The organism is Arthrobacter sp. YAF16 (assembly GCF_052113385.1).
GTDB lineage: Bacteria > Actinomycetota > Actinomycetes > Actinomycetales > Micrococcaceae > Arthrobacter.
In genome coordinates, this window is sequence record NZ_JBFRDC010000008.1 from 128,991 (window position 1) to 140,526 (window position 11,536).

At 67.9% G+C, this 11,536-nt stretch carries 14 protein-coding genes; 8 read left to right on the forward strand and 6 right to left on the reverse strand.

What is annotated here, in order from left to right; genetic code table 11:
* Positions 1 to 114: 114 nt before the first annotated feature.
* The 3 genes from AB4Y91_RS14690 to AB4Y91_RS14700 all read left to right on the forward strand — a co-directional run bounded on the left by AB4Y91_RS14690 (position 115) and on the right by AB4Y91_RS14700 (position 2,188).
* Positions 115 to 969: a PhzF family phenazine biosynthesis protein gene (locus tag AB4Y91_RS14690; RefSeq protein WP_441419165.1), complete on the forward strand. Its 855-nt coding sequence runs from the start codon at positions 115 to 117 to the stop codon at positions 967 to 969.
* 173 nt (positions 970 to 1,142) lie between these two features.
* Entirely contained in the window at positions 1,143 to 1,769 is a 627-nt protein-coding gene (locus AB4Y91_RS14695) for an FMN reductase (protein ID WP_441419183.1), read from the forward strand.
* Between the two features lie 32 nt (positions 1,770 to 1,801).
* Positions 1,802 to 2,188 carry a zf-TFIIB domain-containing protein gene (locus AB4Y91_RS14700; protein ID WP_441419166.1) on the forward strand — a complete coding sequence of 129 codons (387 nt, stop codon included), beginning with the start codon at positions 1,802 to 1,804 and terminating at the stop codon, positions 2,186 to 2,188.
* A gap of 16 nt (positions 2,189 to 2,204) precedes the next feature.
* On the opposite strand, the gene AB4Y91_RS14705 is transcribed toward AB4Y91_RS14700, so the two are convergent.
* Together AB4Y91_RS14705 and AB4Y91_RS14710 are read right to left on the reverse strand one after the other, a co-directional pair.
* Positions 2,205 to 2,780, reverse strand: a complete 576-nt coding sequence (locus AB4Y91_RS14705; RefSeq protein WP_441419167.1) for a hypothetical protein — start codon at positions 2,778 to 2,780, stop codon at positions 2,205 to 2,207.
* A gap of 3 nt (positions 2,781 to 2,783) precedes the next feature.
* Positions 2,784 to 3,251, reverse strand: a complete 468-nt coding sequence (locus AB4Y91_RS14710; protein ID WP_441419168.1) for a hypothetical protein — start codon at positions 3,249 to 3,251, stop codon at positions 2,784 to 2,786.
* Positions 3,252 to 4,027: 776 nt separating this feature from the next.
* Here AB4Y91_RS14710 and dnaB point away from each other — a divergent pair.
* Positions 4,028 to 5,410: a replicative DNA helicase gene (gene dnaB / locus AB4Y91_RS14715; protein ID WP_175323067.1), complete on the forward strand. Its 1,383-nt coding sequence runs from the start codon at positions 4,028 to 4,030 to the stop codon at positions 5,408 to 5,410.
* Here dnaB and AB4Y91_RS14720 read toward each other — a convergent pair.
* Together AB4Y91_RS14720 and AB4Y91_RS14725 are read right to left on the reverse strand one after the other, a co-directional pair.
* Positions 5,407 to 6,381, reverse strand: coding sequence for an acyl-CoA thioesterase (locus AB4Y91_RS14720; protein ID WP_441419169.1), 975 nt, complete (start codon positions 6,379 to 6,381; stop codon positions 5,407 to 5,409). The genes dnaB and AB4Y91_RS14720 overlap by 4 nt on opposite strands.
* 192 nt (positions 6,382 to 6,573) lie before the next feature.
* Positions 6,574 to 7,008, reverse strand: a complete 435-nt coding sequence (locus tag AB4Y91_RS14725) for a DoxX family protein (protein WP_441419170.1) — start codon at positions 7,006 to 7,008, stop codon at positions 6,574 to 6,576.
* A 144-nt stretch (positions 7,009 to 7,152) separates the two neighbouring features.
* Here AB4Y91_RS14725 and AB4Y91_RS14730 point away from each other — a divergent pair, with 144 nt between their 5' ends.
* The 3 genes from AB4Y91_RS14730 (at position 7,153) to AB4Y91_RS14740 (ending at position 9,556) form a co-directional block, all read left to right on the forward strand.
* The gene (locus tag AB4Y91_RS14730; RefSeq protein ID WP_441419171.1) at positions 7,153 to 8,520 is read left to right on the forward strand and encodes an MATE family efflux transporter; all 1,368 of its coding nucleotides are present in this window, start codon (positions 7,153 to 7,155) and stop codon (positions 8,518 to 8,520) included.
* Between the two features lie 9 nt (positions 8,521 to 8,529).
* Positions 8,530 to 9,123, forward strand: coding sequence for a hypothetical protein (locus AB4Y91_RS14735; protein WP_441419172.1), 594 nt, complete (start codon positions 8,530 to 8,532; stop codon positions 9,121 to 9,123).
* An 85-nt stretch (positions 9,124 to 9,208) separates the two neighbouring features.
* Entirely contained in the window at positions 9,209 to 9,556 is a 348-nt protein-coding gene (locus AB4Y91_RS14740) for a hypothetical protein (RefSeq protein ID WP_441419173.1), read from the forward strand.
* On the opposite strand, the gene AB4Y91_RS14745 is transcribed toward AB4Y91_RS14740, so the two are convergent.
* On the reverse strand, positions 9,553 to 10,095 hold the full coding sequence (locus AB4Y91_RS14745; protein ID WP_441419174.1) for a CGNR zinc finger domain-containing protein: 543 nt from the start codon (positions 10,093 to 10,095) through the stop codon (positions 9,553 to 9,555). The two genes, AB4Y91_RS14740 and AB4Y91_RS14745, sit on opposite strands and share 4 nt — an antisense overlap.
* 183 nt (positions 10,096 to 10,278) lie before the next feature.
* Between AB4Y91_RS14745 and AB4Y91_RS14750 the strand changes: the two genes are divergently transcribed.
* A complete protein-coding gene (locus AB4Y91_RS14750) occupies positions 10,279 to 11,211 on the forward strand; it encodes an EamA family transporter (RefSeq protein ID WP_441419184.1) in 933 nt (310 codons plus the stop codon).
* 85 nt (positions 11,212 to 11,296) lie between these two features.
* On the opposite strand, the gene AB4Y91_RS14755 is transcribed toward AB4Y91_RS14750, so the two are convergent.
* The coding region (locus tag AB4Y91_RS14755) for a hypothetical protein (protein ID WP_441419175.1) at positions 11,297 to 11,536 on the reverse strand (240 nt) is incomplete at its 5' end.

An 11,536-nucleotide genomic window follows, 5' to 3' on the forward strand; every position in this document is an offset into this window, starting at 1 on the left:
TTTTCGACTAACTGAACTGCCGGGAGGCCCCCGCGTCCGGATTCCTTTGGGAAGCCGGACGCGGGGGCCTTCTGCGTTGCCAGCCCGGCGGGGTGCCGGTGATAGCCTTCGGCAGTGACTCCGACTACCGCACCCCGTCTCCGCCCCTTCACCCAGGTGGACGTCTTCAGCGCCGAACCGTACCGCGGGAATCCGCTGGCCGTCGTCCTCGACGCCGGGGACCTCGACGCCGACGCCATGCAGAGGTTTGCCAACTGGACCAACCTCTCCGAGACCACGTTCCTGCTGCCGCCCACGCACCCCGACGCCGACTACCGGGTGCGGATCTTCACCGGCAGCGAAGAGTTTCCCTTCGCCGGCCATCCCACCCTCGGCTCGGCCCATGCCTGGCTCGAGGCGGGCGGAGTCCCGCTGCACGACGGAGTCCTGGTCCAGGAATGCGCGGCCGGGCTGGTCCGGGTCAAGCGCGACGGCGGCCGCCTGGCCTTTGCCGCCCCGCCGCTGACCCGCTCCGGACCGGTGGCCGAGACGGATCTCGCCCGCATCGCAGCCGGCTTGCAGATGCCCCGGGAGGCGCTCCTGGACTCGTCCTGGCTCGTCAACGGCCCGGAATGGATCGGAGTGCTGCTGGACTCCGCGGAGCAGGTGTTGGCCATCCGGCCCGACTTCGCCGCAATGGCCGGACTCAAGGTAGGCGTGATCGGCCCCCATCCCGCCGGATCCGAGGTCGGCTTTGAGGTACGCACCTTCATCCCCGGAGACGCGGCCGCGGAAGACCCGGTCACGGGCAGCTTCAACGCCGGTGCGGCCCAGTGGCTGATCGGAGCCGGCCGGGCGCCGGAGTCCTACCTTGCGGCCCAAGGGACCGTGCTGGGCCGCGCCGGCCGGGTCTACATCGAGACGACGGGGGACGACGTCTGGGTCGGCGGGAACTCGATGAGCTGCATCGAGGGATTTGTCCTGCTCTAAGTGGCGCGGGGAGCCGTCGTTGCTCTGTCAGATATGGCTGCTATTCGGCGGTCAAAAGGGCCCGAAGTGATAGAGCAGCGGGGGAGGGAATAAAGGGGGCCGGCCGACCCTTCTACAGGTAGATGCAAATGCATATAGTTACCGAAACCGTGGACCAGCTACAGGAGCACACCGTGGAAAGCCGCCGCATTACCGTTATCTCCGCCGGACTCGGCGTCCCGTCGTCGAGCCGCCTGCTCGCAGACCAACTGGCGGCCTCCGCTGAACGCCAGCTCGCCGCGGCCGGCTACTCCGTGAGCGTCGACGTCGTGGAACTGCGCGACCTGGCCGTTGAGATCGCCAACAACTTCGTGACCGGCTACGCCGCGCCGCGCCTGGCGGAGGTGATCGCCGGGGTGGAGGCCTCGGACGGCATCATCGCGGTCAGCCCGGTCTTCAGTGCGTCGTACAGCGGGCTGTTCAAGTCGTTCATCGATGTGCTGGATCCCAAGGCGCTGGACGGCAAGGCCGTCCTGCTGGGCGCCACGGGCGGCACCGACCGGCACCAGATGGTGCTGGACTACGCCATGCGTCCGCTCTTCAGTTACCTCCGCACCCGGATCGCGGCCACCGGCGTCTTCGCAGGCCCGCAGGACTGGGGAACAAGCGGCGACGGCGACTCACCGCTTTCCGCGAGGATTGAGCGGGCGGCAGGGGAGTTCACCGGTCTGCTCGAAGGAGCGCAGCCGCGCCCGCAGCAGGCGCCGCTGGAGTCGCTGCCGTTCGAGCAGCTGCTCGCCGGGATCTCCGGCCGCAACTGAACTTATTCGGTGCGCCGTTCGTTGTTCGGGACATGAAATGTCCTGTGGATTCCGTAGACCTGGTAATGAGCGAACGAAGCGGCGTGGAGATCGACTACTGCCCGCAGTGCCGCGGAGTGTGGCTGGACCGCGGCGAGCTCGACAAGATCATCGACCGTGCGGCGGAGGGCTTCGGCGCCTCCGCCCCGTCTCCTCCAGCCGCACCGCCGGCGGCGGCACCGACTCCCCCGGGACACATCCCGCCGCCGCTCTACGCCCCGGAACCGCGCCGGGACGACCGCCGACCGGATGACCGGCGCTTTGACGACCGCCGCCATGACGAACGCCGGGACCGGCCCCGCTACGAGCAGCCGCGCTACGACGACCGACGCCGGCCCAAGAAGAAGGAGGGCTGGCTGGGGGAGCTGTTCGACTTCTAGCGTCCGCCTCCGCCCCTCACTCCTCAAGCAGTGCGATGAACTCCTGGGCCTGCTTGAGGGAGATGTCCGAGTGCCGGGTCAGCGCGGCCGCTGCTGCCTCGGTGTCGCCGCTCTTGGCCAGGGTGCGGATCCGGCCGTAAATCTCGTCGTTGAGCATATTGCTACTGACCTCGCGGGTGACGTCGCCCTTGCTGGCGATCGCCCGGTAACGGTAGGGAAAGCGCTGCGGTGCGTCCTCGTCGTCGTCGTGGGCGGGCTGCTCGGGCGCCTGCCGGGGACGGTAGGGCTGGGGGTGGGCCGCCAGGGCGCCCACCGCGTCCCGGGAAGCCCGGAGGCCCTCGCCGGTGGCTTCCAAGTACAGCTTGATGGCCGCCATCGCCTGACCCTGGGCAATCAGGGCGTATAGGCGCCGGTGCTGCTCCTGATCCAGCCGCGCGGCGGCAGTGCGGGCGAGCTCCGCTGAGTTGCGGACGGGCTGCGGCGACGCGTCCTGCGGAGTTTGCGGCCGACGGCGCCCGATCGCACGTGCGGCAACTGCGACGCCGAGGCCCACGAGAACGAGGATCAGGATGGGGACTAGCAGGGCTTCCATGGACTACAGCCGATCTACGTAATTCTTGGCGGTCAAAAGATCTGAGTGGGTGGCCTGCCTCAGCAGCTTGATGGCTTGGACCTTGTGGCCGGACCGGGCCAGGGCCTGGAGCTGCAGCGTGAACTGGGGATTCAGCTGGCCGCCGGGCAGGACCGCGCCGGGGTAGCCCGGCTGCGTCCTGTCGCTAAAGGGGCCCCGGCCGCCTTGCAGGGCCGCGCGGGCGTGCTCAGCCTGCTGCGACTGCTGCTGTTCGTTCTGGCTGGGGCGGGTCGCGGCATCCACCCGGGCGCGGGCCGCTGTGGCAGCCTTCACCTGGGCCTCGTAGTGGGCGCGGGAGCGCATGGCCAATTCCAGCTGGTAGCGCTCCGCGTCGGAGATACCGAAATTACGCGGCTTCAATGCCGCGGCGACTGCCCACAGCACGCCCGCGAGGATGAGGGCAGGCAGTATGACTATCAAGACATCGCCCATGGCCACAGCTTATGCCAGATAGCAGTTATCCACAGCATATTCGAGGTGTCGCATACAGGCCGTGCCCACGAGCGTCAATTTGCCGGCGTCCGGGTGACAAGCATCACAGAATTCGCATATTTGACCACTCCTGTGGCCCATGCGGCCAGCCGCTATCCCCAGCCGCCAGCCGCAAGCTGTGGATGAAGCTTGGCGAAAATAGTTTTTCATCCACAAGTAAAAACGGGTGTTTCCGCAGGTCAGGTAGCTATTACGGGTGAAAGAATTCTTCTATCCACAGGGGTTCCCACAGGCTGTGCACAAGCACGGGCCAGTAGTCCACAAGTTATCCACAGGAACGCCGGCTGGGCGGGTTGGTGCGGGCCCGATCGGGGGATAACGTAGCGGGAGACCAGGTTGTCGGCACCGAAATCCGGCCCCGGCCGCAGGCCACCGCCGCAAGCTGCATTCCGGCGGCGCAGCGGTTGCCCCTGCGGCCGAACCGCGGCGGTCCGGCGTGGTGGACGAGGCGGGTTTTGGATGAGGCGGTTATGCATAAGGCGGTCAGCGGCCCCGCAAGCTACCGCCGGTGCCGCTCAGCAGGACTGCCGCAGCCCGGATGCCAGACAAAGTGTCTGAGCCTGCTGCTAATAATGAACCGGTGGAGGCCTGCCGGATCAACGCCATGGCATCACAACACGGCACCACAACACGGCATCACAACACGAACTACAACAGATGGCCTAAGCGCCGCCGGCGAATAGCATTCCGCCGGCACACAATGAAGGACGGCAGTTTTGTCAGTTACGCATCTGGACTCGGTCGAGGGCACTCGGGGAGCCGAAGGCAGCCGCAAGCCGCCGCAGGACATCCCCGCGGAGCAGTCCGTGCTGGGCGGCATGATGCTGTCCAAGGATGCCATTGCGGACGTCGTGGAGATCCTCCGCGGCCAGGACTTTTACCGCCCGGCGCACGAAACCATCTACGAAGCGATCATCGACCTGTACGGCCGCGGTGAACCCGCCGATGCCGTCACCGTCTCGGACGAGCTGACCAAGCGCGGCGAAATCAACCGGATCGGCGGCCCGGCCTACCTGCACGAGCTAATCCAGACCGTACCCACCGCCGCGAACGCCGGCTACTACGCCGAAATCGTGGCCGAACGGGCCGTCCTGCGCCGCCTGGTCAACGCCGGCACCAAGATCGTTCAGCTCGGCTACGGGCAGGACGGCGAGGTGGAGGACCTGGTCAACCAGGCCCAGGCCGAGGTCTACGCCGTGGCCGAACGACGTACCGCCGAGGACTACGTCGTCCTCAAGGACGTGATGGAATCCACCGTGGATGAAATCGAAGCGTCCGGGCACCGTGGCGAAGGCATGGTTGGTGTCCCCACCGGTTTCTACGAACTCGACGAGTTGACCCACGGCCTGCACCCCGGCCAGATGATCGTCATCGCCGCGCGCCCCGCCGTGGGTAAATCCACCTTCGCACTGGACTTCGCCCGTTCCGCGGCGATCAAGAACAACCTCGCCACCGTCATGTTCTCCCTGGAAATGGGGCGGAACGAGATCGCGATGCGCCTGCTGTCCGCGGAGGCCACGATCGGGCTGCAGGATCTGCGCAAGGGCACCATCAAGGACGAGCAGTGGTCCAAGATCGCCACCACCATGGGCCGGATGAACGACGCTCCGCTGTTCATCGACGACAGCCCCAACATGTCCCTGATGGAAATCCGCGCCAAGTGCCGCCGGCTGAAGCAGCAACACGACCTCAAGCTGGTCATCCTCGACTACCTGCAGCTCATGAGCTCGGGCAAGAAGGTCGAATCGCGCCAGCAGGAAGTCTCGGAGTTCTCCCGCGCCCTGAAGCTGCTGGCCAAGGAACTCCAGGTCCCGGTGATCGCGCTCTCGCAGCTGAACCGTGGCTCCGAGCAGCGCCAGGACAAGCGCCCCATGGTCTCCGACCTCCGAGAGTCCGGTTCCATCGAGCAGGACGCCGACATGGTCATCCTGCTGCACCGCGAAGACGTCTACGACAAGGAGTCTCCGCGCGCCGGCGAAGCCGACATCCTCATCGCCAAGCACCGTAACGGTCCCACCAAGGACATCGTGGTCGCATTCCAGGGCCACTACTCCCGCTTCGCCAACATGGCGGGCGACGCAGGCGGCGGGGGCTTCTAGGGCAGCGCCTTCGGGAGCAGGTGGTTGGGCAGTCGGTTTCCGGGTGCCCGGCCCCGGATCTCGAGCAGCGCCCGGGCATGGGCGTGCAGGCGCTTGTCCTCCTCGGACACCGGAACCCACTGCGGGATCGGGACCGAGGTTCCGCTCTCGTCGCGGGCCACCATGACGGTCAGGCAGTACGTGGTGAGGTTCAGTTCGTGCCCTTTGGGATCCCCGGAGCGGACATGGACGGCTATGTGCATGCCCTTTGTTCCCGTGTAGACCAGCCGGGCCTCCAGCTCCACCAGGTGACCGATCAGCAGCGGCCGGTAGAAGCGCACGCCGCCGGAGAAGACCGCCACTGTGTCCTTCCCGCAGTAGCGCGAGGCACAAACGTAGGCCGCCTCGTCGATCCACTTCATGACGATTCCGCCGTGGACCTTGCCGCCCCAATTCACATCCGTGGGGGCGGCCATGAACCGCAGCGTGACGCGTTCGGCGGTTCCGGCGTCGGTGTACTCCTGGCCGCTCATGGCTTCGACGATGTCCTCGCGGACCTTGATACGGGCCAGCGCATGCTCGCGCTGCTCAATTTCCGCCGGCGTCGTCGGTTCGAACTGCGGCACCGGAATCGGCTTGCCGTCCTCGCCCACCGCTACGAAGATCACCATGCACTGGCTGCGCATCGTGGCCGGCCCGCCCTTGGGATCGCCGGAGGAGACCACGGTGCGGATGTGCATCGAGGACCGGCCGGTGTAGACGATGGTTGCGGTAACTTCGACCATGTCGCCGCTGTTGACAGGATCCGCGAAGTGGATATTTCCCACATAGGCGGTCACGCAGTAGGACTTCGCCCAGCCGACGGCGGCGGCATAGGCAGCCTTGTCCACCCACTCCAGGACCGTGCCCGCGTCCACCGAGCCGCTGTGGCCCACGTCCGTGGGGGCGGCCAGGAAGCGCAGGGTGACGGCGTTGGCGGAAATCTCGCTCATGGAAGCGAGTGTACTGACGGTCCGCCGAACCGTCGCCGGCGCCCGACACAAACCCGGCTCCGGCCGCCACAGACGCCGCCACGGGCGCCGGCACAGACGCCGCTGTCAGTACAGCGCCGGCGGCCGGGGACAACGGCGGGCGGCCACCAAGAAGTGACCGCCCGCCGTCGAACGCTGTTACTGCTGCCGCGCCTAGGCCAAGGCGCTGAGCCTGGAGCCGGTGCGGCCGAAGACGGCCCCATCCACAGAGACCCTGCCAGCACCTACGAGCGCCACGGCCAGGGCCGCGGCGGCCAGGATCAGCACCAGCTCATAGCCACCCGCAACGACAAATATTCCCGCCGAGGCATGAACCAGGAAGAGGGCGCCCAGCATATCGACCGCCAGCAGCAGGGCGAACACGCGGGTGAGCACGCCGAGGATCAACGCAATGCCGCCGGCCAGCTCCAGCGTGGCGACGGCCGGTGCGACAAGGTTGGCGGCCGGGACGCCCATCTGGGCAAACGCGGCTTGGGTTCCCGGGATGGTGAACTCGCTGAATTTCTGCCAGCCATGGGCGGCAAAGAGGAATCCGGTGACGACGCGCAGGATGATGCGGGCAGTGGTGGTGAGCGTGGGCTGGTTCATGGAAATACCGTTCTAACGTCTGGCAGGGGGCTGCAGGAGATGGCAGCCCGCACAGGTTTAGTTGAAGATTCAACTTCAAGTGTTCCGGCGCATAGTTGAAATGTCAACTAATGCGAAGCCGTGCGACGCCGCTAGGGTGGTTCCGTGCCCGCCTCCGCCCCGACTCCCGCAACACTTCCGCCGCCGGCAACCCGGCGTCGGGAAATCCTCCGCCTGGCCGTGCCGGCCTTCGGGGCGCTGATCGCCGAGCCGCTCTTCCTGCTTGCAGACTCCGCGATCGTGGGGCACCTGGGCGTGGCCCAGCTTGCCGGCGTGGGACTGGCCTCGGCGGTGCTGCATACCGCGGTGGGGCTGATGGTGTTCCTCGCCTATTCCACAACCCCCGCCGTCGCGCGCGCGATCGGCAACGGCCAGCTGCCCAGGGCACTCGCGGCCGGGCGTGATGGAGTCTGGCTCGCGCTGCTGCTGGGCGTCGGACTCGCCGCGGCTGGGTTCTTCGCCGCCGAACCTCTTCTGGACCTGATGGGCGCCCGCGGCGAGGTGCGATCCTTTGCCGTGGATTACCTGCGCTGGTCCATGCCGGGCCTGGTGGCCATGCTGCTCATCTTCGCGGGTACCGGAGTGCTGCGGGGCCTGCAGGACACCCGGACTCCGCTGGTCGTGGCGGCCGCCGGCTTCACCGTAAACATCGTGCTGAACCTCTTCCTGGTCTATGGGCTGCAGCTCTCCGTCACCGGGTCGGCCCTGGGCACCAGCATTGCCCAGTGGGCCATGGCCCTGGTCTACGTCGTGATGGTGCAGCGCAATGCCCGCAACCACGGGGTGACCCTGATCCCCGACTGGCGCGGCATCCGGTCCCTGGCCAGGGTGGGGTCATGGCTGATGCTGCGGACGCTCAGCCTGCGCATCGCGATCCTCGCCACGGTGGTGGTCGCCACGGCCCAGGGGCCGGTGAACCTCGCCGCCCACCAGCTCGCGATGACCGTCTTCACCTTCCTGGCCTTTGCCCTAGACGCCCTTGCGATCGCCGCCCAGGCCCTGATCGGCAAGGAACTCGGCGCCTCCCGCCCGGCGGCGGTGCGCGAGCTCACTGGAACCATGGTCCGCTGGGGGCTCGGCTTCGGGGTGCTGACCGGACTCCTGCTGGCCGCCGCGGCGCCGTGGGCGGGGCAGCTGTTCACCCCCGACGCCGGGGTCCGGTCGGCCCTCACGCTCGCCCTTTGGGTGCTGGCCGCCGGGCAGCCGATCGCGGGCTATGTTTTTGTCCTTGACGGTGTGCTGATCGGCGCCGGGGACGCGCGGTACCTGGCGATTGCCGGCGTCGTGAATCTTGCCGTCTACCTGCCGCTGCTGCTGGCGGTCCGGCTGTCCGGGACCGCCGGCGGTGCGGCGCTGCTCTGGCTCTGGGCGGCCTTCTCGCTGGGCTACATGCTGGCCCGCGCCGTCACCCTCGGGCTGCGGGCGCGCACGGACCGGTGGATGCTGCTCGGCGCCCACGGAGGCACCCACTAAACTGGGCAGGTGACTTTCCCCGCAGACCCCCAAGCCTCGACTGCCCTGCCCGCCGCCCCGGACGTGTGGAAGCCCGTGCTGCTCCGGGCCGCCATCGCGCTGGCGTTCGGCGCCGTGACGGTTTTCTGGGCAGCGCCCCCTGTTGCCGGCATGGGCTGGGCCGGGGGCCTTTATCTGCTCGCCACCGGGCTGGTGCTGCTCTGGAGCGTCAAGAAAACCGGTTTGCAGCACGGAGGCCGGACTGCCAAGGTCCTGGCCGCCGCGGGGGCCGTCCTGACCGGAACCGGCGCAGCCGTGGCACTGCTCCCCGGCAACCTGGTGTTCGGCATCATCGGCGCCCTCGGTCTGGGTCTCGCTGGCGCCGCGGAGCTCTACCTGGGCATGGCCGAGCGCCGCCGCTCCGTCCTGGCACGGGACTGGACCGCCTCCGGAGTGATCGGGTTGGGCGCCGCCGTGGCGCTGCCGTTCTTCATTGACCTCGGCCCGCACGCGCTGCTCGGCGTGGCCGGCGGAGGCGCGATCATCAGCGGGGTGCTGTGGACCCTGGCCGGGCTGACCCTGCGCCATGATGCGCGGGACGTATCCGCCGAGGCCGTAAACTAGTAGGAACAGGTTCTACCTTGCGTAGAACAACCGCAGTATCACGACTGCCACGCCAAGCCGGCGTTGGCGGCAGGAGGAAAGCACCTTGGCAGAACAGAATTCAGGAGAACGCCGCAGCCTGCGGACTTCGGTCAAGGGTCCTCTTATGTTCTCCGCGTTCTGGGCAGTGCTGGCCTTCTTCGCCGTCCTGATCTTCGCCTCCGGGGGCAGCGCCAAGGCCCCCCGCTTCGATTTGGCCTTTACCGGCGCCGGCATCGCCTTCATCGTGACCCTCGTGATTGCGGCCATGCTCTCGATGAGCTACAAGGACAACGCCGAGCACCTCGGCAAGGGCTCCGGCGTCAACCTGAGCTCCAGGAAGCCGGCCTCGTCCTTCGGCGGACACGCCGCCGAGCCGTCCTCCGACGCCGACGAGCGCGGCGACATCCGCTAGGACGCCGCTTTCCGCGCCCGGTAGGCCGCGACGTGTGCGCGGTTGGCGCAGTTTCCGGTATCGCAGTAGCGCTTGGAACGGTTCCGGCTGAGGTCCAGCACGACGGCGTCGCAGTCGTCCGCGGCGCAGACCAGCATCCGGTCCATTTCCTTGCTGCGGATCACATCCACCAGCGCCATCGCGGCCTCGGTGCTCATCCTGTCGGCCAGCGGCGCCTCGGGTGTGGTCGCGTGCAGATGCCAGTCCCAGCCGTCGTGCTTCATCAGCTGCGGCAAAGCGTGGGCCTCGCGCAGCAGGCGGTTGACGGTGTCCACGGCGGTGCCCTCATCCGCCAGCCACAGCCTGGCGAGTTCGCCGCGCAGCCGGTGCACGCTGGCCAGCTCGGCGGCATCCTGGGTCCGGGAACCGCTGAAGCCCTCGGCGGTGAGGAAGCGGTCCAGGTCCGCGACGGTGGCCAGTCTTTCCTCCCCGTTCGCCGCCGTGTTGATCAGGCCGACCACCGAGCGCAGCGCAACCTCTGTGTCAGGTGCAAAAACCATCTTGACTCCTTACGTCGCCCGGGCGTACTGTCATGACCATAACCCAACTTTACTCCTGACAGGAGGCAGCCCGTGTCTGCCGCACGCCGCCCCGCCGGGGCTCCGGCCAAGAACCGCCCACAGCTCCGCCCCGCCGATAAGCCGACGCCGGACGCTCCGGGCTTCCTGGCCTCGGGCTTGGGAATGGCCCTGTTTTCCTCGGCGGTGTTCGGTCTTTCCGGCTCCTTCGCCAAGGCGCTGTTGGAGACCGGCTGGACGCCGGGCGCCGCGGTCACCGCCCGGCTCACCGGAGCCGCGCTGGTCCTGGCCGTCCCGGCCGTTCTCGCCCTGCGCGGCCGCTGGCACCAGCTCCGCGACAACTGGCTCACCGTGCTGTTGTTTGGCCTGATCGGTGTCGCCGCCTGCCAGCTGTTCTACTTCAACGCCGTCGCCCGGCTGTCGGTGGGCGTCGCACTCCTGCTCGAGTACCTCGCCCCGGTGATCATTGTGCTGTGGCTCTGGGCGGCGAGCCGGAAACGGCCGCGGCCCCTCACTGTGGCAGGAACGTTGCTTTCCCTCGCCGGCCTGGTCCTGGTCCTCGATCTGACCGGGGCGGTAAAGATCGACGTGGTCGGCGTGTTGTGGGGCATCGCGGCCGCCGTCTGCCTGGCTATCTACTTCTTCATCACGGCCAAAGAGAATGACACGCTGCCGCCGATCGTGCTGGCCTCCGGCGGCCTGATGGTGGGTGCGCTGGTCATGTGGCTGGCGGCGGCCACGGGGCTGCTGCCGATGGTGGCCAGCACGGCCGACACCAGGCTCGGAGCCTGGGTCACGCCCTGGTGGGTGCCGCTGCTCGGGCTGGTCATTCTTGCCACCGTGCTCGCCTACGTCTCCGGCGTCGTGGCCGCGCGGGCGCTCGGTTCGAAGGTGGCATCCTTCGTCTCGCTCACCGAGGTGCTGTTTGCCGTCATCTGGGCCTGGCTGCTCCTGGGCGAACTCCCGGGCCCCGTCCAGCTCCTGGGCGGCCTGCTGATTGTCGGCGGCGTGGTGCTGGTCCGGCTGGACGAACTGCGCGTCCCCGCCCGGCTGCCCGCCGAACTCGACCACGCCAACGACGTCGAGCCGGTTCCCTGAGGGACGGGTCCGGCTGCCAAGCGAACCGCTTTAAACGACCAGCCCGGACGCGGTTGCGTCCGGGCTGGTCTGGAGAGGGTTCCGGCTAGCGCGAGGAGGCGCTTTCCTGCTCGGTGGCGTTGCGGTTGGCCTGCTGGCTGGCCTGCTGCAGCGCCTGGGACACCCGGGTGAGGGCGGCAACGTGCTCGCCGTTCCACTCGTTGCGGAACTTCTCCGCGTCCGGTCCCAGCCACTGGGTACCGGCCAGGACCTTGGTCAGCATCGACCTCTGGTTGTCGATCTCCTGAGAACCGGCCTGCAGCTTCGTCCCAAGAGTCTTGAGCTG